We start from the raw sequence: 18,546 nt of genomic DNA on the forward strand, positions 1-18,546 counted from the left end.
CAACAACCCTTTTGCCGGCATCTCACGGGAAAAGCCGCGGCGCATCCCTGCATGTGCGGCGCCCTGCTTCACGCCGCCCCGCAATCGGTCCGCGGCTTCCGATGGCTAGGGCCGGCGATGTGGGCTGAATAGTCCGGTGAGTCGGCAGCCGGGAAGGTGCGTGGCTTCGCGGCGCGTTCCCGCGCTTTGGGATGTGGGCGCTCACTGTCTGGCAGCCTGGTCAGATTGGCTTCCAGGGAATCCCGAGCGCCCGGTTGTTCGCGCGACTGGCTGTCGGTCGCCTCCGACGTGGGCGACGTGGATCAGGCTTACGTCTCCGCCGCCGCACAGATTGACGCCGCTCCCGTGAAAGATAGGATGATCCTACTTTCTACACCCGAGCGGCGACCATGGGTCATTCATCGATTCGATCTGGCAGCGCAGAACCCTGCACCGCGGCCGATCCGTCGGCTGCCTGCCGATGACCGGCCACGCCGCGCGCTCCGCGATGCGCGCCTCGGCCCTGCTGAGAAGCGCCAGCGACCGCCTTTGTGCGATCGACATCCTCACGCCCCGCACTCGTCACGTCGCACGATCTACGGCCGCCGCGATCCTCGCCCTCGGGATCGCGTTCGGCCTGCAACTCGAGACGCCTTACTCGGCGGCCTCCTCGGTGCTGCTGGTGGCGAACGCGAACCCGGGTGCGGTTTTCGCCAAGGGGGGATGGCGCCTCGCCGGCACGCTGGTCGGCGCGGCGGCGGCGCTCGCCCTGATGAGCCTGTTCATCCAGGCTCCCGCCCTGTTCATCCTCGGCTTCGCGCTCTGGCTCGGTCTCTGTACCGGCGCGGCCACGCTGCTCCGCCACTTCCGGGGGTCGGGCGCGGCGGTGGCCGGTTACACGGTGGGTCTTGCCACATATGGCGCGTTGGAGGCGCCCGAGCGGGCGCTGGATGCCGTGCTCGGCCGGACGGCCACCGTCGCTGTCGGCGTAGCCTGCCTCGGGTTGGTGACGGCCCTGCTCAGCAGGCGTGCCACCCGCACCACGCTGGATCAGGCGCTGATCGGGCAGTTCGGCACGATCGCCGGCCTCGCCCTGGAGCGGCTGCGGCACGAAGGCCAGCCGCATGCGTTGCCTGCCGCGGTTCAGATTGCCGGCCTCTTCGCGATCGACGACCTGCTGGAACTGAGCCGTGCCGAGTCCCGGGACATGGCAGGGCGTGACTCCGCGGTTCGTGACATCATCGCCGCCCTGTTCGGCGCGTTGCTAGGCACGTTGGACCTCGGCGATCCCGATCCACGGACGCCCGAGGATCTCGTCGCGGCACGGAGGGACGTGGTCACCGAACTGCCGCGGATCCTGTCCGCTCTGGAGGCCCGGCGCTGCGATGAGGCGGTCGAACGGATCACCGCGCTGAGCCAAGCGCTGCAGGCGCGCATCGGCCGCGCCGAAGCCGCCGATGTCGGAACCCCCGCCCGGTTGATCGGCCTCGACCGGCTCCTGGCATTCGCCGAGGATTACAGGTCGGCGCTGTCCGGAATGGCAGGGCTGTCCGGTGGCCGCCCGGTGCCGGCGAGATCATTCCGGTTCCATCGGGATTGGGGGGCCGCGACGGAGAACGGCCTGCGTTCCGCGCTGGCGATCCTGCTCGCGGGCGCCTTCGGGATCGCGACCAGCTGGAACGATTGGTCGCTCCTGCTGCTGATCCTCGCCCCCTACGCGGTCCTGCTCGCCATGACCGGCAACCCGGCCGCGAGCGCCGGCGCGTTCGTCAACGGTACGATCGTGGCCGTGCCGGCGGCTTTCGTCTGCGCCTTCGGCCTGATCCCGAACGTGCAAGGCTTTCCTCTGCTGATCGCCGTGCTCGCGCCGTTCTGGATGGCGGGGCTCTACGCCACCACCCTGCCCCGCCACATGCTGTCCGGCCTGGCCTTCCTGGTCGCGTTCAACACGCTCGTCGGTGCCACCAACCCGATGGTGTTCAGTGTGCCGGCCTTCCTGAACCAGGCGTTCGGCTGGATCGCGGCGGTCCTCGTGACGCGTCTGACCTTTCAACTGCTCCTGCCGCACGATCCGCGGCGGCAGGCCGGCCGGATCCATGCGGCTCTGCGCCGCGACGCGCTGGCGCTGCTCCATGCGGATCCACCGGACCATCGGCATGTCTGGGCGCATCTTCAGCATCACCGCCTGGCCCGTATCGCGCTGAGCCTCAGAGGCGATCCCGCCGCAGCGGCGATCCTGGCGGACGGGATCGCATGGCTGCGTCTCGGTCGCGCCGCAATCCGGGCCCGCGCCGCGGCCCAGCACCCCGCCGCATCCGCCCTCCTCCGCACCCCGATCTTGCAGGCCTTGGCCGACGCCGCCCGGTCGCCGCGGCAGGCGCGCGACAGCCTCGCGGTGGCCGCCGACATCGCCACGCGCGCGAGCGCAAATCCTCGCGCATGGCCCGCGGCCCATCGGGTCGCCGCCGGCCTCACCGACATGGCGGCGCTGCTCGAAGCCCATCCGGACTGGTCGTTCGACCGGCACCTGAGCCCCCCATGCTGAGCGAGGTCGCGATCGGCGGCGTCTACCTGCCGCCCATCCTCGTCTACCTCGCCGCGGCGATCCCGGTCTTCATGGGGCTCCGCGCCGTCCTGGACCGGGCCGGCCTGCTGCGCTTCGCCTGGCATCCCGCGCTGCTCGAATGCGCGGTGCTGCTCGCGACGGTGGCACTGCTCCTCCTTATCGTCTGAGTGCCGCCATGACGGTCCTGAAGCGCCTGCTCCGCCCCTTGCTGACCCTGGCCATCGTCGCCGCTACGGCGATGCTGCTGACGGCCCTGTGGCGGGTCTACATGCTGGCACCTTGGACGCGCGACGGGCGGGTCAGCGCCGAGGTCGTGCGGGTCACCCCCGAGGTTTCGGGTACGGTCGTCGAGGTGCGCGTCGTCGACAACCAGTTCGTCCGGCGGGGCGATATCCTCTACGTCATCGACCCACGCCGCTTCCGGCTGGCGCTCGACACGGCGCAGGCCGTGGTCCTGGCCAGGCGCGAGGATGCGGCGCTGAAAACCGCGACAGCGCGGCGGCGCAGCCAGTTGAGCCCCGGTGTCGTCGCCTCAGAGACGATCGAGCAGGCGAACGCTACGGCAGCGATCGCGCGGGCGGATTACGATGCGGCGATCGCGGCCGCCCATGTCGCTGAGCTCGACCTCGATCGCACGACGGTCCGGGCGCCGTTGGATGGCTACGTCACCAACCTCCGGATGCGGCCGGGCGATTATGCGACGGCCGGCCTGACCCGGGTCTCGATCATCGATGCCGAGGGATTCTGGATCACCGCGTATTTCGAGGAAACCAAGCTGTCCCGGATCGCCATCGGCGCCCGCGCCCAGATCCGCCTGATGGGCTTCGAGCCGCCCATCTCCGGACATGTCGAAAGCATCGGACACGGTATCGCCGACGCCAACGATGTCCCGGACCATCTGGGCCTACCGAGCGTCAATCCGGTCTTCGCCTGGGTGCGGCTGGCGCAGCGCATCCCCGTCCGGATCCACATCGACAGCGTGCCCCCGGGCGTGACGCTCGCGGCGGGCACCACGTGCAGCGTGGCCGTCGGCGAGGCGGCTGCGGGGTACCGCCTGCTGTCGCGGCTGGATTTCTGGCCGTGATGCCGCCTCGGCTCTGAGACACCGCGCATCGGCGAACCAGATTGGTGCGGATGCGCGACCGCAACCCCTGTTGCGCATGCGGGGCTTGCTCTGTTGATACAGCTTTCGTTCTCTTGAAAGCCTGATCCGTTCGCCATAAAGAACGCGCTCGCAAGCCGGCCGGTCACGCGCGCCGGTGCAATTCCGGCACAGGAAGGACGAGCCGATGCCAGAGGGACTCGATGCCCGCACGATCGCGGCGACCAACGGTGTGGCCCAGGATACGTCCTTCGGCGCCGTGATCGCGCCGATCCACCTGTCGACGACCTTCAAGTTCCCGGCCTTCGAGCAGCCCGGTCCCTACGATTACTCCCGGCTCGGCAACCCGACCCGCGACCAGCTCGCCGACACGATCGCCAAGCTCGAGGGCGGCGCCCGGGCGGTCATGGTGTCGAGCGGCATGGCGGCCCTCGATCTCGCCCTGTCGAGCCTGTGTCCCGGCGACCTGCTGGTGGCGCCCCATGATTGCTACGGCGGGACGCACCGGCTGCTCAGCCTGCGCGCCGCCCGCGGCCAGTACCGCGTGATCTTCGTCGACCAGACCGACGAGGCCGCGCTCGCCGCGGCGCTCGCCCAAAAACCCAAGGTCGTGCTGGTCGAGACGCCGAGCAATCCGCTGATGCGGGTGGTGGATGTCCGGCGCGTCACCGGTCAGGCCAAGGCGGTCGGCGCCCTGGCGGTGGTCGACAACACCTTCCTGTCGCCAGCGCTGCAGCAGCCGATCGCCCTCGGGGCGGATCTCGTCGTCCACTCCACCACGAAATTCCTCAACGGCCATTCGGACGTGATCGGCGGGGCCGTGATCGCCGCCGAGGCCGCGGTCGGCGACGAGTTGGCCGCCTGGGCCAACACGATCGGGGTGACGGGCTCGCCGCTCGACGCCTACCTGACCCTGCGCGGCATCCGCACCCTGTTCGTCCGGGTGGAGCGCCAGCAGCAGAATGCCGGGCAGCTCGCCGCCTTCCTGGACGCGCATCCGGCGGTGAGCCGCGTCCACTATCCCGGCCTGGAATCCCATCCGGGCCACGCCATCGCCAAGGCGCAGCAGGCCGGGTTCGGCGCCATGCTGAGCTTCGAGCTGGTCGGGGGCCGCGCCGCCGTGAAGACCCTGGTGGAGAATCTGCAGGTGTTCACGCTGGCCGAGTCGCTCGGCGGGGTCGAGAGCCTGATCGCCCATCCGCCGACCATGACGCATGCGGCGATGGATCCCGAGGCGCGCGCGATCGCGGGCATTACCGACGGGCTGCTGCGCCTGTCGATCGGCCTCGAGGCCGTGGACGATCTCCTGGCCGACCTGTCCCGCGGCCTGGAGACGGTCACGCGCGGCTGAGCCGGCGCCTCACTCCTCCTCGACCACGCTGAACCCGGACTCGTCCTCGACCACCCGGTACCGGGACAGCCGCAGGGTCTGAGACCGCTCGGCCGCCTCGTCCCGGCATTTCAGGACGTGGGCGGTCCGGTTGACCACCTGCAGGTTCGGCACACCCCAGTAGCCGAGCAGCTCCGGCCAAGGCGCGTCGCGGTGTTCGCGCCAGACCCGGTAGAGCGGCACGGCGTGGTCGACCTCGGCGGTGCGCAGCAGCCGCTTGCCCGACGCCTTGCAGCGATGCCCCTGGTGGCGCTTCAGCACCCGGACCTGCTCATGCGGGGCGATCCAGAACTTCCAGGCGGCGACACAGGCCGCATGCCAGGCGGCCTTGCCGTTCGGCACGCCCTGCCCCCAGAGGTCGCGGTGCCAGCCGAACCGGTAGATTGGCTGGCCGCAGATGCAGCAGGCGCCGCGGCCGCGGGCGAAGGCTGGCTCGCGGAACGGGGCGGGTGGAATCCGGAAGCTCGCCGGACGGCCGCCGGCGCCGCCCTCGCCGAGCTGCCAGGTCCAGCCCTCCGGCGTCCCGGAGCGCGCCGCCAGCGCCCGGGCCAGCCGGTCGGCCCGCAGGATGTGGTTGCGCCAGTAGCTCTCCATCGCCAGCCGCGGGGTCGGCGGGATCAGGGGCCGCGTCAGGGCGTGGTGCAGGACCGGGGCCGGAAAGATCGCCGGCAGCGCCCGTTCCAGCCGGGCCCGGGCCTTGGCGTTCTTCAGGTCGCGCCAGCTGGATGTCGTGATCGAGACCGTCATGTCGGGCCGTGCTAGAGCCGTTCCCGATCGCGTTGCAATCGGGCTCGCCTCTAAATCCTTCATATGACGCGCTCGCTTACGCCGAACCGGTCTCCACTTCGGCGGCGAGCGCTCTAGCGCGCGACGCGGGGGAGGCGACGGCATCCGGGCCACAGGTTCGGGCCGGCAGGCTTAAGAAAGTGTTTCCCGTGAAACATCGCCGCATCCGCATGCGGCCGCGCCCTGTCGACGCCTACAGATCGACCGACATAGACAACAGATAGGTGCGCGGCCCGCCCTGGAAGAACGTCCCGAACGAGGCGACCCCGGTCCAGTAGCGCGTCCCCGTCGCGTTCAGCACGTTGGCCCGGAACGTCGTCCGGCGCCCGTCGATCACGGTGGCGTAGCGCAGGCCGAGATCGAGCCGCGCCCAGTCCGGCAGCGCCTGGGTGTTGGCGACGTCGATGAATTGCCGCCCGGTATAGATGACCGCCCCGTCGACGGTCAGGCCCGGCAGCCCGGGCAGGTCCCATTCGGCGCCGAGATTGAGCTGCACGTCCGGCACCCCGACCGGCACGTGGCCGAGATTGGCGGCGGTGGCGGTCCGGGTCAGGACGCCGTCGAGCAGGCTGAGCCCGCCCAGCACCCGCAGCTCCGGGGTGATCTCGCCGTAGACGCTGAACTCGAGCCCGCTGATCCGCTGCTCGCCGGTCTGGGCGAAGCTCCGGGTGACGGGGTTCGCCTCGCCATTCGGCCTGGTGATCCGGAAGGCGCTGAACGTCGCGCCGATCCGGCCGAGATCGAGCTTCACACCGGCCTCGATTTGGTGCGCCACGTAGGGTGCCAGGATCGCGCCGGCATTGCTCGCCGCCAGCGGGGCGACGTCGCCGCGGCTCAGCCCCTCGATGGAGTTGGCGTAGAGCGAGACGGCGTCCCAGGGCCGGATCACCAGGCCGACCACCGGGGTGGTCGCGCTCTTGTCGTAGGCGGAACTCAGCGTGCCGACATTGGCCAGGTAATTGTGCGCCTCGACCCGCTGCCGGCGCACGCCCACCGTCAGCAGGACGTGCTCGTCGAGGGCCGAGAGCGTGTCGGCCACCGAGACCCCGGACAGCGTGCTGTCGGACAGGCGCGGCCGCCCGGCGGTGATCGGCGGGGGGATGTAGGCGGCCAGACGCGGCGCGTAAATGTTCGACAGGTAGGCGCCGCGCCCGGCGGGGAATTGGCGGGCCGTATCCTCGTTGTAGGTCGAGGCCTGCACGACGAGCGCGTGGTGGATGGCGCCGGTGTCGAACCGGGCTCGGGCGCCGCCATCGACGGTCGAGCGGGCGATGCCCATCGCGTAGAACTGCGGCGTGCTGGTCGTATCGCCGCGGGCATTGAGGATCGTCGGCGCGGACTGGAAGTAGCGCTGAACCTCCGTCTGCGCGCCGCCGGCATCGGCGAACAGCGTGACCGCGTCGGTGAGGTCGTATTCCATCCGCAGCAGGGCGCCGCGGTCGTCGATATCGGAATATTCCCAGCTTTGGGTCAGGTTGAGGCGTCCGTCCGGCGCCCGCGGGACCGGTACGCCGGCCCTGAGCTGGAACGGGCGCAGGGGCGCGTCGAAACGGTCATTCTGCGCCAGCAGGTAGAGCCAGCCCCGGAAACGGTCGCCCTGGTAGTCGAGGGCGAGCGCCCCGACGCCGGTCGTCTCGGATTGGCGCGCGAACGGCGTGTCGCCGCCATGCAGGCTGCCGACGACGCGCGCGCCCCATTCCCGGCCCGGGCCGAAGCGGCGCGCGACGTCGAGCTGGCCGCCGCCCGTGGCGACCGAGCCGTAATCCAGGGTGACGCGGGTCAGGTCCTCGCCGGCGCGCTTGGGGACGACGTTGACGACGCCGCCGACCGCGCCGTTCGGCGAGACGCCAGAGAGTGCCGCGGAGGGGCCCTTCAGCACCTCGATCCGCTCGGCATAGTCGGTGAAGACGCGAAAGCTCGGCGCGACGCCGTAGATGCCGTCGAACGCGATCTCGCCGCTCGTCCCCTCGCCGGACGGGAAGCCGCGGATGGAGAAGGAATCGAACGGCGCCCCGGTGGTCTGGGTGGCGCGCACCGACGGGTCGCGGCTCAGGGCCTCGGACACGGTGCGGGCCTGCCGGTCGCGCACGAACGTGTCGGTGTAGCTGGTGATGCTGAACGGCGATTTCTTCGCCTCGGTGTTGCCGAGCAGGCCGACGCGCCCGCCCTGCGCGACCTGACCGCCGGGATAGGCCGGCACGATCCCGCGCGCCGCGCCGGTGCTCTCCACCGAGAGCTCCTCGAGCTGGACGGTTGATCCGGGGCGCCCGTCCTCGGCCCGTGCCGCGCCGGCGGTGACCAGGATCAGGACACCGGCGCTCAGGATCGCAGGGGAGCCGCGAAACAGCGGCACGCACCGGCCCGGACGCATCATACCCATGGGAAACGACTCGCTGTCTCGGCGCCGAGCCGATCACGGGCGGCGTTTCATCCCGCGTGAAGCAAGTCAACGATAAACTGCAAGAAAATCGTGGTTTTATGTTGTAATAATTATAGTTCTGAAGGCAAAAACAGACACTACGACTTGATACGAATGACCAATCTTGCGGAAGCACACGACAGTCCAATTTTTTAACTGAACGACATGACGAGACTCACAGCCAGCGCCCGTCGAAGTCTGAGCATTGCATCCTCCTCCCCGCACCCAGCGGTGCAAAGCGGGATCGGGCATGCGACGCGCCAAAGAAGTCTTCATGCCTTTCCGGCCAGCGTCAGGCGGCCTGGCCTTTCGCCCGAGCCGGCCCGCTTCGCCCCGGGGAGACATAGATGCGTCCGTATCCGCCCAAGCCCGCGCGCCCGGCCGGGATCCTGATCCTCGCCGCATTCTGGGCGTGCGCGCTCCCGTACGCCGGCGCGCGGGCCGACCAGCCCTCGGCCAAGCTGTGCCAGGACGCGACCTCGACGCCCGAGACCCAGACCTGTCTGCACCAGGCGCTGGAAGCCGCCGACGCGAAGCTCAATGCGGCCTACAGGAAGGCCCTGTCGATCATCGACCAGGATGACCGCCCGGAGGACGCGAAAGCGGCCTGGAAGGCCCAGTTCGCAACGGCCCAGCGCGCCTGGATCGCCTTCCGGGACGCCGATTGCGGCGATCTCACCTTCAGCGAGTGGAACAACGGCAGCGGCACCACCGGCGCGCTGTATGCCTGCCAATACGACAAGACCGTCCAGCGGACCGAGGATATCCTGAGCCGGTACCCACTCGATTGAGGCGCCGTTCCTGCCCGCGAGCCGAAATGACAGCGTGGAGGTTTCGGGGTTCGCGCGACGCCCGCCCCGTCCGGGCATCCGCCCTCACGCTGAGCCGCTTGGTGATGCGTTTGGTCCGACCCTTGAATGCGCGGAGCCGCCGCGCTTGCGAGGGACCCGGATGATCGTCGACCTGAACTGCGACATGGGCGAGGGGTTTGGCGTCTATCGCCTGGGCGACGATGCCGGGATGCTGGCGATCGCCAGCTCGGCCAACATCGCCTGCGGGTTCCACGCCGGCGACCCGCTGGTCATGCACGAGACCCTGACGCTCGCCGCCCGGGCCGGCGTCCAGGCGGGGGCGCATCCGGGCTTCCTCGATCTCTGGGGTTTCGGGCGGCGCCCGATCCACGGCGAGCGCCCGGCCGATGTCGAGAAGGCCGTGCTCTACCAAGTCGGCGCCCTGCTGGCGCTCGCGCAGGATGCCGGCTGCCCGGTGCGGCACGTGAAGACCCACGGGGCGCTGGGCAACATCGCCAACGCGGATGCGGACCTCGCCCTGGCGGTGGCCCGGGCGATTCGCACCCTCGACCGCGACCTGATCTTCGTGGTGATGCCCGGCCTCGAGACCGAGCGGGCGGGCGAGCGGCTCGGCCTGCCCCTGGCCCGGGAGATCTACGCCGACCGCGCCTATGCCGAGACCGGCAACCTGGTGTCGCGCAAGCTGCCGGGGGCGGTGCTGCACGATCCCGTGGAGGCGGCCGAGCGCGTCGTGCGGATGATCGAGGACGGCGCGATCCTCTGCCTGTCCGGGCGGCGCATCCCGGCCCGGATCGACAGCATCTGCGTCCACGGCGACACCCACGGGGCCGTCACGATGGCCGCGCAGCTGCGCGCCGACCTCGCCGACCGGGGGATCGCGGTCAGGCCCATGGCCGAAGTGATCGGCGCCTGAGCGCATCGATTCCCGAGCCGGTTTCGGCCGCGATCCCGGACGATGTCATGCAAACGTCGCAGATGGGCCAGAAAGCCACTCGCTGCTTGCAAGGCTGAGAGGGGCTCCATGGATTTCCACCGTCGCTTCACGGTTCTGATGTGCGCTCCCGCCTTCGATCCGGACGACCTGGAGGGCGCGCGCGTCGCCCAGATCGTGGCGGCGGTGGAGAATCGCGGCTTCGAGGTGGTGCGGGCGCGGCGCGTCGAGGACGCGGCCATCGCGGTGCAGACGGACGCCGCCATCGGCTGCATGGTGGTCGACTGGGGCAAGCGCGGCCTCGACGGCAAGGCCGCCGCGCTCATCGACATGATGCGCAAGCGCGGCCTGGAAATGCCGATCGTCATCATGGTCCGCCGCAAGCGGCTTGAGGACATCCCGGTCGAGCTCCTGGACTTCATCGACGGCTACATCTTCCTGGCGGAAGAGACCCCCGAATTCATCGCCCGCGGCCTGGTCAGCCGGGTGACGCAATATGCCGAGACCCTGAAGACGCCGTTCTTCGGCGCCCTCGTGGACTACGCCGAGAAGGGCAACCAGCTCTGGACCTGCCCGGGCCATAACGGCGGCATCTTCTACAACCGCTCGCCGATCGGCCGGATCTTCGTCGAGCATCTCGGCGAGGCGATCTTCCGCGACGACCTCGACAATTCGGTGCTCGATCTGGGCGACCTGCTGACCCATGAGGGTCCGGCCCTCAAGGCCCAGAAGGAGGCCGCCCGGATCTTCGGGGCGGAGAAGACCTACTTCGTCCTCAACGGCACCTCGGCCTCCAACAAGATCGTGCTGTCCTCCCTGGTGGCCGAGGACGACCTCGTCCTGTTCGACCGCAACAACCACAAGGCGGCCCATCACGGCGCCCTGTTCCTGGGCGGCGGCATCCCGATCTTCCTGGAGACCGACCGGAACGCCTTCGGGCTGATCGGCCCGATCTACCACGAGGCCCTGGACGAGACCCGGATCCGCGAGAAGATCCGGACCAACCCGCTGGTGACCGATCCCGAGGCTTGGCGCCGGGAGCGTCCGTTCCGCGTCGCGGTGATCGAGCAATGCACCTACGACGGCACGATCTACGACGCGCAGGAGATCCTGGAGCGGATCGGCCACCTCTGCGACTACATCCTGTTCGACGAGGCCTGGGCGGGCTTCATGAAGTTCCACCCGCTCTTCGCCCGTCGCTTCGCCATGGGGCTCACCGGGCTCGACGAGACCTCGCCCGGCATCGTCGCCACGCAATCGACCCACAAGCAGCTCGCGAGCTTCTCCCAGGCCTCGCAGATCCACACCCGCGACGGCCATATCCGCGGCCAGACCCGGCGCGTGGAGCACAAGCGCCTCAACGAGAGCTTCCTGGTCCACGCCTCGACCTCGCCGTTCTATCCCCTGTTCGCCTCCCTCGATGTCGGCGCCCAGATGATGAAGGGCCGCTCGGGCATGATCCTGTGGGACGACACGATCCGGCTCGGGATCGAGTGGCGCAAGAAGGTCCGGGCGATCCGGCGGGAATTCGAGGAGAACGAGGCTGATCCGCTGCGGCGCTGGTTCTTCGACCCGTTCGTGCCTGACCGGGTGACCGGCCCGGACGGCGCCGAGATCGCCTGGGAGCGGGTGCCCACCGACGCGCTCGCGTCCGAGCCGCGCTACTGGGAGCTCACCCCGGGGGCGGCCTGGCACGGCTTCAGCCACGTGGCGCCGGGCTACGCGATCACCGACCCGAACAAGCTGACCGTGCTCACCCCGGGCTTCGACCGGGCCACGGGGGCCTATGCCGATCACGGCGTGCCGGCCCCGATCGTCGCGCAGTACCTGCGCGAGAACCGGATCGTGGCCGAGAAGAACGACCTGAACTCGCTGCTCTTCCTGCTGACGCCGGGTGTCGAATCCTCCAAAGCCGGGACCCTGATCTCGGGGCTCGTCGCCTTCAAGCGGCTCCACGACGACAACGTGCCGCTCGAGGAGGCGATGCCGGAATTCGTCAACCGCCGGCCCAACCGCTACCGCGGGGTGCGCCTGCGCGACCTCTGCGCCGAGTTCCACGCCTTCCACCGGGAGGCCGGCACCTCCGCGCTCCAGCGGCGGCAATTCGCCCCCGAGCACCTGCCCGAGATGGTGATGGCGCCCAAGAAGGCCGCCCAGATGCTGACCCGCAACAAGGTCGACTACGTGCCGATCGCCGAGGCCGAGGGGCGCATCGCCACGACCCTGATGCTGGTCTACCCGCCGGGCATCGGCACCGTGCTGCCGGGCGAGTGGCTGGACGACCGCGCCAAGCCGATGCTCGACTATTTCAAGATGTTCGAGGCCTCCGCCAACCTGTTCCCGGGCTTCGAGGCCGAGATCCAGGGCGTCTACCGCGAGGTCGATCCGGACGGGCGGATCCGCTTCCACACCTACGTCGTGCGGGACGGCGCCTGATGGAGATCGAGCCCGAGGCGGGCGCCCCAGTCCCGGCGCATCCGAGCCCGGACATCATCATCCGCGCCTCCTCGGACGCGGATGTCGAGGCCATGGTGGCGATCTACGAGCATCATATCGGCAAGGGCGTCGGCAACGTCGCCGATTTCGACGACGAGGCGCGCCTGCTGCCCGACGACCTGAAGCGGCGGCGCAAGACCATGCGCAAGAAGCGCCTGCCCCACCTCGTCGCCGAGCGCGGCGGCCAGGTGGCGGGCTACGCCTACGCGGTGCCGTTCCGGAAGCGCCCGGCCTATCGCTACACCCTCAAGCACTCGATCTACGTGCATCCCGACCACCTCCATGCCGGGATCGGGCGCCGCCTCCTGCCGGCGCTGATCGAGGCCTGCGCGGCCGGCGGCTACCGGCAGATGATCGGCTACATCGACGCCGAGAACCAGGCGTCCCTACGCCTCCACGAGACCTGCGGCTTCGTCCGCGTCGGCTACCTGAAGGCGGTGGGCTTCAAATACGGGCGCTGGTCGGACAGCGTGATGGTGCAGCGGGCCCTGGGCACCGGCTCCGAGGACCAGCCGGGGGCGTAGAAGCGCGGCCCGGACCGCCCGCCCCCTTGCCCTTGCCCTTGTCCGTGACCGTCACCGACGGTCGTAGCGCCGGCGGAGTTCGGCGGTGCGCTCCACGGTATGGGCGATGAGGCAGGCCGACATCGCCGGGCCGGCTCCCGTGCCGCTCCCCCATTCGGAAAAGGTGAGATCCCCGCAATCGGCGTCGCGGAAATGCAGCCAGGCCTGCTGCGCCTGTTTGAGGCGCGCGCGCCATGTCCGGCCTTCGGCGTCGTCGCCGATCGAGGCCAGGGCCCGGGCATAGGTCGCGTTGAGGTCCTTATCGGCAACCTGCTGAGCGGGCTCCAGGCAATACGCGATCCCGGAGCTGGTGGCCTCGGCGCAGAGCGTATCGACCTGGCCGGCGGCCTTCTCGTAGGCCCTGGACAGGCTGCGGGCCGCGCCCTCGCCGTAGCGGTTCATGCAGGCCGTCGGCTCGTCCGTGTCGCAGGTCCTGGACGCGGGCGCAGGCGGGGCCGCCACGGCCGGGGGAGCGACGCTCACGGTCGCGATGACACCGGCCCACGCCCCGAGAAGGGCGCCGAGAACGTACTTGCTCATGACGACGTCCGACCAGACGTTGCGGGGGATCCTGCGCCTGGGCGCATGGCCGGGGCGATCGTACGGATCGGCGGCGCGCTCAGGGTGACGATCGGGATCGCGGGCCGTGCCGTCCGATCGCCGCATCGATCGCAGGACCATTCGTGGTGCGATCGACGCGGCGGTACAGGACCTCAATAGTAGCGCCCCGGGATGAAACGGGTGCGGGTCGCGTTCCAGTGTCCCCTCATGTAGCCGACCGGCCGATTGGTGGCGTGGCAGGCCGGGATCCACCGCGTGCCGTGATAGCAGAGCTTGCCGTAGCGGCTGAGCCAGGCGACGTTGGTCACCGCGGTCTGACCGCCGGTCGCGAGGCCTGCATCCATGGGAATGGCGGGCCCGGCATAGGCGGAGCCCATGCAAGCCGCCGACAGCATTCCAGCAACGATGAGTGATTTCATGATTGGCGCCTTTGCCAGATAACGAGCGGACTCGTTTCGTTGACAGTAGATCCGGCGGCCAATCCGTTGAAATCAGTAAGCCGCCGCGGAATGACATACCGCTGCCGGCTCAGGTCTTAGGTGTGTCAGAGCACGTCGGTTGTGCGCGCGAAAACCAGGCGCCCTGGCGCCCTCCCGATCCCTGCGGAGGCGGCGCGTTCCGGTGCGTCGGGCTGGAGGACGTTTCGGCAGTGGCCGGGGCTCACGCCGAGCCCGCATCCGGATCGGCGGGCGCGCTCAGTGCGCCTGCGCCGGAGCGTCGGACCGGGCGGTGGCGACGAGGTCGACATCGACCCCGACCTCGAGGGCGACCCATTGCCCGGAGGCCCAGGCGCCCTGGCCGACACCGAACGCGGTGCGGACGAGGCCGACATGCCCGGTGGCGTGCGCCCGGTCGCCGTCGAGCGACAGGTGGAAGGGCAGCGTCAGCGGGCGTTTCGTACCCCGGATCGTCAGGTCGCCGACGGCCTCGTAGTCGCCGCCGCCTTTGTCGACGAAGCGGCTCGCCTCGAAGCGCGCGTGGCTGGCGCTCGCCACGTCGAACCAGTCCTTCTGGGGCAGGGCCGTGTCGCGCTGGGTATCGCCGGTGCGGGCGCTGGCGAGATCGACCAGCACCGTGGCGCGGCCCGCCTCGGGCTTGGCGGGGTCGAACTCCACCCGGGCCTCGAAGCGCTCGAAGCGTCCAGAGAACGGGGTCCCGACCTGCACGCCCGAGAACCGGATCGCGCTCCGGGCCGGATCCACCGCCCACGGGGCGGATAGCGCGGGGGAGACGGCACCCGACAGGGCGGCCGACAGGCACAGGGCGAGGCGCAGGCGGCGCGGCATCATCGGGGCGATTCCAGGGCGTCGGGGAGCCCCGCCGGGCGGCGGCCGGGCAGCATCCGTCCCAGCACGCCGTCCCGCAGGATGAGATGGTGGCGCAGCGCCGCCGCCACGTGCAGCACCAGCAGCGCGGTGAGGATCCAGGCGCCGGAGGCGTGCAGCGCCTTGAGCAGCCCCTCCGCGCCCGCGGGATCGGCCAGGAGCGGCGCGAGCGGCAGGTGCGGCCAGGGCACGAGCCCGTACAGCACCGTCGGGATGTTGAACGGTGAGAGCGAGACCACGGCCCAGCCGGTCAGCGGCAGCCCGATGAGAAGCCCGTACAGGAGGGCGTGCGCCGCCCCCGCCGCCCGGCGCTCCCGGGCCGGCATGGCCGCCGGATAGGGCGGCGGCCGGTGAGCCAGCCGCCAGGCGAGGCGCAGCCCGGTCAGGACCAGCACGGTGATCCCGACCGACTTGTGCCACTGGTAGAGCGGGAACAGGCGCATCGGCGTCAGCCCGGCATGGGTCATGGTCAGGCCCATGCCGATCAGGGCGAGCACGCCCAGCGCGCTCGCCCAGTGCAGCAGGATGGCCACCGCGGAGTAGCGCCGCGCCGACGCGTCGGGTGCCATGGCGATCCTCCCGCCCCGCGGTTCAGGCTCAGTCCTGACGCTCGAAGGCGCCCGCGATGGTCAGGTGCAGGTCGTCGCCGATCAGCGGCAGGTAGGTCTTCACCCCGAACTCGGAGCGCTTGAGCGTGCCGGTGGCGTCGAAGCCGACCGTGACCTTCTTGCTCAGCGGGTTCACGCCGGCCCCGACCAGGGTGACGTCCAGCGTCACCGGCTTGGTCACGCCGTGGAGCGTGAGGTTGCCGGTCACCTTCGCCTTGTCCTTGCCCTCCGGCGTGACCTTGGTGGACACGAAGGTCATGTCGGGGAACTTGGCCGCGTCGAGCCACTGGTCGCCCTTCAGCTCGTCGGTGAGCTTGGCGCTGGTCGTGGTCACGGAGGCGACCGGGATCTTGATCGACAGCTTCGCGGCCGCCGGGTTCTTCGGCTGCAGCTCGAGGGTGCCGGACACGTCCGAGAAGCCGCCGGCATAGTTCGAGAAGCCCATATGGGAGACCCGCCAGCCGACCTGGGTGTGGTTGGGATCGACCGCGTAGGTGCCGGCCTGGATCTGGGCCGGGTCGCGGGTCGCGGGGGACTGGGCCAGGACGGGGGTGGCGACCAGGAGGGCCAGAAGGCCGGAGGCGAGAATCGACTTCAAGGGTGTCTCCTACACAGCAGACGATCGTGCGCGATTCGGTGCGCCGCAGCCGCCCTGTAGACCCGTTCACGGCCGCGGTTGAGCCTGCTATCCGGAACCCCATGGTTGCGAGAACGGAAACCTTCCAGGGCGGCCTCGACGACGTGCGCGCTTTCTGCACGGTCGTCGATCTCGGCACCGTCACGGCCGCGGCCGCGAGCCTGCGGGAAACCAAGGGCAGCGTCAGCCGGCGCCTGTCCCGGCTGGAGCGGGCGCTCGGCACGAGGCTGATGGCCCGCACCTCGCGGGCGGTCTCGCCGACCGCGGAGGGGCTGGCCTTCTACGCCAAGGCCCATGAGAGCCTCGCGCTCCTCGACGAGGCCGCCGAGACCGCCCGCGACGCCCGGACGGTGCCGGCCGGGCACCTGCGCCTGACCACCTCGATCGATTTCGGGATCGAGGTGATGCCCGAGATCGTCGCGAGCTTCCGGGCGGCCTATCCGCAGATCACGGTGGAGATGCTGAACACCGATGCCCGCCTCGACCTGGCGGCCAACCGGATCGACCTCGCCCTCCGGCTCGGCGGCGCGGAGGAGACCGGCTACCGGGCCGTCGTCCTGGCGACCCTGTCGGTGGGCCTCTACGCCGCGCCCGCCTACCTGCTACGCCGCCCGGCGCCCGCCGACCTGGCCGGGCTCGACGCGCACGACCTGATCCTGTCCCGGGATCGGCCGGGCTCGGGCGCCCTGCCCCTCACGGACGGGCGCGGCCGGACCGAGCGGATCGTCCTGAGCCCGGCCATCCGGGTCAGCGACTTCGCGACCGTGCACCGCCTGACCCTGGTGGGGGCCGGGATCGGCCATATCCCGAGCCTTGTCGCCGCCCGGGCGGTCGCGGCGGGCCAGCTCGTGCGCGTGCTGGCGCCCTGGGCGAGTCGCGGGGCGGTGCTGCGCGCCGTGACCCTGGCCGGGCGCGATCTGCCGGCGCGGGTCCAGGTCTTCCGGGAGCATGTCCGCGGCGCGCTGAGGCTGTGCGGCGCGCATGATGGGGAGCCGCTTTCTAGCGACGAATACAATCAAGACTTGTAGATACTAAATATCGGCGCTTATTCATCGGGCGATTGAGACAATCTTACGATTTGGCGTAGCGGGATGTTGAGGGCCTCGGCGCACCATGGGCGTCGCGGTTTCCCGGGCCGCTCGGCGGGCGATCCGGTCCTCATCCCTTGCCCCGGCGCATCCCATTTTCCAGCGGACACCCAACATGCCCCTTCGCGACCGGCGCCTGCAGCCCTTGCTCCTCGTCGGGACGGTGGTTCTGGCGGGTCTGTGCGTCGCGCCGCACGCGGCCTGGGCGACGCTGTCGGCCACGACCCGGCTCGTCCTGCAGAAGGGGCGTCACTACGTGCCGACCGACCTGTTCCTGCGGCGCGGCGACACGATCACCCTGCGCAACGAAGATGCCAACCAGACCCACCACGCCTTCATCGAGGCGGACAGGTTCTCCTTCGATGCCGGCGATCAGGAGCCCGGCACCGAGACCCGGCTGGTCCTGAAGGAGCCGGGGGATTTCGTCATCCAGTGCGGCATCCACCCGAAGATGAAGCTGACCATCCACGTCCAGTAGCGCGTGGGCGGGTATGGCTGAGCTCGGCCCGGCTCAGCCCTCGCTGTCGTGAGCGAGGCCGAGGCCGCGAATCAGGTCGCCGATCGGATCGATTCTCTGGGCCGCCTGCGCGGGGGCCGGGTTCGGTGCGGCGGCGGCGACGATCGGCTCGACGGCCGCAGGGCGGTCCAGGCCGGCATGGCGCAGGCGGGCGGTCCGACGCAGGCCGCGATCCGCCACCTTGACCCGGCTCGCCATGAGCGTTTTGCGCGCCTTCTCGGCCGGAGCCACCAGCGCGCTCGGCAGCGCCGGGGCCGTGACGGCGCCCGGCGGCAGCGCGGCGGCCAGCCGGGGCGACAGCAGGTCGGAAGCGGGGGCGCGCGCCGTCTCGGAGACGGCGGGTTCGGGCTTGATCGTGCCGGCCATCCGGGCCGGCGGATCCATCCAGGTCGACGGCGCGGCCTGCGCCGCCTCCGTCCGGACGGGGCGCGGCTGCACCTCGTAATTGCCCGGATGCAGAGTATGGGCGGCTACGACCAGGCCGAATACGGCGATCGCGGTCGTCGCAAGGGTGGATCTGTAGTGTTCCATGACGGCAGAACGAACAGCCAAGGTCATGGTTCCGCTTGACCGAAGCTCCGGGCCCAGGGCGCGGATCTCGGGCGTATATCCCGCGGCGGATACAGCACAGAAAAAAGGCCACTCCCGAAGGAGCGGCCCGAAGTCTAGGGAGGAAACGCCCAAGAAGGGCAGCGGGATCGCGACGCCATCGCCATCCCGCACTGCACAGATAGGCTACCGCATTGCGGCATGCAACAGACCGAAG

General features: G+C 70.1%; 18 protein-coding genes. 10 read left to right on the forward strand and 8 right to left on the reverse strand.

Features of this window, described 5'->3' with window-relative positions; all coding sequences use genetic code 11:
• Positions 1 to 460: 460 nt before the first annotated feature.
• From WYO_RS18075 to metB, 4 genes are all read left to right on the forward strand, one after another.
• Positions 461 to 2,524, forward strand: a complete 2,064-nt coding sequence (locus WYO_RS18075; RefSeq protein WP_007565140.1) for an FUSC family protein — start codon at positions 461 to 463, stop codon at positions 2,522 to 2,524.
• Positions 2,518 to 2,712 carry a DUF1656 domain-containing protein gene (locus WYO_RS18080; protein ID WP_007565143.1) on the forward strand — a complete coding sequence of 65 codons (195 nt, stop codon included), beginning with the start codon at positions 2,518 to 2,520 and terminating at the stop codon, positions 2,710 to 2,712. Before WYO_RS18075 ends, WYO_RS18080 begins: the two co-directional genes overlap by 7 nt.
• Before the next feature lie 8 nt (positions 2,713 to 2,720).
• Positions 2,721 to 3,629 (forward strand): HlyD family secretion protein, encoded by a 909-nt coding sequence (locus tag WYO_RS18085; RefSeq protein ID WP_007565145.1) that lies wholly within the window; start codon positions 2,721 to 2,723, stop codon positions 3,627 to 3,629.
• Positions 3,630 to 3,834: 205 nt separating this feature from the next.
• A complete protein-coding gene (metB, locus tag WYO_RS18090) occupies positions 3,835 to 4,998 on the forward strand; it encodes a cystathionine gamma-synthase (RefSeq protein ID WP_007565147.1) in 1,164 nt (387 codons plus the stop codon).
• Between the two features lie 9 nt (positions 4,999 to 5,007).
• Here metB and WYO_RS18095 read toward each other — a convergent pair whose 3' ends face one another.
• Both WYO_RS18095 and WYO_RS18100 read right to left on the reverse strand, forming a co-directional pair.
• On the reverse strand, positions 5,008 to 5,784 hold the full coding sequence (locus WYO_RS18095; RefSeq protein ID WP_244424228.1) for a hypothetical protein: 777 nt from the start codon (positions 5,782 to 5,784) through the stop codon (positions 5,008 to 5,010).
• A gap of 232 nt (positions 5,785 to 6,016) precedes the next feature.
• Positions 6,017 to 8,203, reverse strand: a complete 2,187-nt coding sequence (locus tag WYO_RS18100; protein WP_007565151.1) for a TonB-dependent siderophore receptor — start codon at positions 8,201 to 8,203, stop codon at positions 6,017 to 6,019.
• A gap of 386 nt (positions 8,204 to 8,589) precedes the next feature.
• Here WYO_RS18100 and WYO_RS18105 point away from each other — a divergent pair, with 386 nt between their 5' ends.
• From WYO_RS18105 to WYO_RS18120, 4 genes are all read left to right on the forward strand, one after another.
• On the forward strand, positions 8,590 to 9,033 hold the full coding sequence (locus WYO_RS18105; protein ID WP_007565153.1) for a lysozyme inhibitor LprI family protein: 444 nt from the start codon (positions 8,590 to 8,592) through the stop codon (positions 9,031 to 9,033).
• A gap of 160 nt (positions 9,034 to 9,193) precedes the next feature.
• Complete coding sequence (locus WYO_RS18110; RefSeq protein WP_007565155.1) at positions 9,194 to 9,967, forward strand: 5-oxoprolinase subunit PxpA; 774 nt, start codon at positions 9,194 to 9,196, stop codon at positions 9,965 to 9,967.
• Positions 9,968 to 10,075: 108 nt separating this feature from the next.
• Positions 10,076 to 12,421, forward strand: coding sequence for an Orn/Lys/Arg decarboxylase N-terminal domain-containing protein (locus tag WYO_RS18115; protein ID WP_007565156.1), 2,346 nt, complete (start codon positions 10,076 to 10,078; stop codon positions 12,419 to 12,421).
• Positions 12,421 to 13,005, forward strand: a complete 585-nt coding sequence (locus WYO_RS18120; RefSeq protein WP_007565158.1) for a GNAT family N-acetyltransferase — start codon at positions 12,421 to 12,423, stop codon at positions 13,003 to 13,005. The genes WYO_RS18115 and WYO_RS18120 overlap by 1 nt, the downstream gene beginning before the upstream one ends.
• Before the next feature lie 51 nt (positions 13,006 to 13,056).
• On the opposite strand, the gene WYO_RS31690 is transcribed toward WYO_RS18120, so the two are convergent.
• The 5 genes from WYO_RS31690 to WYO_RS18145 form a co-directional block, all read right to left on the reverse strand.
• Positions 13,057 to 13,584, reverse strand: coding sequence for a lysozyme inhibitor LprI family protein (locus WYO_RS31690; RefSeq protein WP_007565160.1), 528 nt, complete (start codon positions 13,582 to 13,584; stop codon positions 13,057 to 13,059).
• Positions 13,585 to 13,757: 173 nt separating this feature from the next.
• Positions 13,758 to 14,024, reverse strand: coding sequence for a hypothetical protein (locus WYO_RS31695; RefSeq protein WP_007565163.1), 267 nt, complete (start codon positions 14,022 to 14,024; stop codon positions 13,758 to 13,760).
• A 276-nt stretch (positions 14,025 to 14,300) separates the two neighbouring features.
• Positions 14,301 to 14,891: a YceI family protein gene (locus tag WYO_RS18135; protein WP_128755053.1), complete on the reverse strand. Its 591-nt coding sequence runs from the start codon at positions 14,889 to 14,891 to the stop codon at positions 14,301 to 14,303.
• On the reverse strand, positions 14,891 to 15,499 hold the full coding sequence (locus tag WYO_RS18140) for a cytochrome b (RefSeq protein WP_007565166.1): 609 nt from the start codon (positions 15,497 to 15,499) through the stop codon (positions 14,891 to 14,893). Before WYO_RS18140 ends, WYO_RS18135 begins: the two co-directional genes overlap by 1 nt.
• A gap of 28 nt (positions 15,500 to 15,527) precedes the next feature.
• Positions 15,528 to 16,136, reverse strand: coding sequence for a YceI family protein (locus tag WYO_RS18145; protein ID WP_007565167.1), 609 nt, complete (start codon positions 16,134 to 16,136; stop codon positions 15,528 to 15,530).
• Positions 16,137 to 16,237: 101 nt separating this feature from the next.
• Between WYO_RS18145 and WYO_RS18150 the strand changes: the two genes are divergently transcribed.
• Together WYO_RS18150 and WYO_RS18155 are read left to right on the forward strand one after the other, a co-directional pair.
• Positions 16,238 to 17,203: a LysR family transcriptional regulator gene (locus tag WYO_RS18150; protein WP_007565168.1), complete on the forward strand. Its 966-nt coding sequence runs from the start codon at positions 16,238 to 16,240 to the stop codon at positions 17,201 to 17,203.
• A gap of 175 nt (positions 17,204 to 17,378) precedes the next feature.
• On the forward strand, positions 17,379 to 17,741 hold the full coding sequence (locus WYO_RS18155) for a hypothetical protein (protein WP_007565169.1): 363 nt from the start codon (positions 17,379 to 17,381) through the stop codon (positions 17,739 to 17,741).
• Positions 17,742 to 17,774: 33 nt separating this feature from the next.
• Here WYO_RS18155 and WYO_RS18160 read toward each other — a convergent pair whose 3' ends face one another.
• Complete coding sequence (locus WYO_RS18160; RefSeq protein ID WP_007565170.1) at positions 17,775 to 18,311, reverse strand: hypothetical protein; 537 nt, start codon at positions 18,309 to 18,311, stop codon at positions 17,775 to 17,777.
• Between the last annotated feature and the right edge of the window lie 235 nt (positions 18,312 to 18,546).

The organism is Methylobacterium sp. GXF4 (assembly GCF_000272495.1).
Taxonomy (GTDB): Bacteria; Pseudomonadota; Alphaproteobacteria; order Rhizobiales; family Beijerinckiaceae; genus Methylobacterium; species Methylobacterium brachiatum.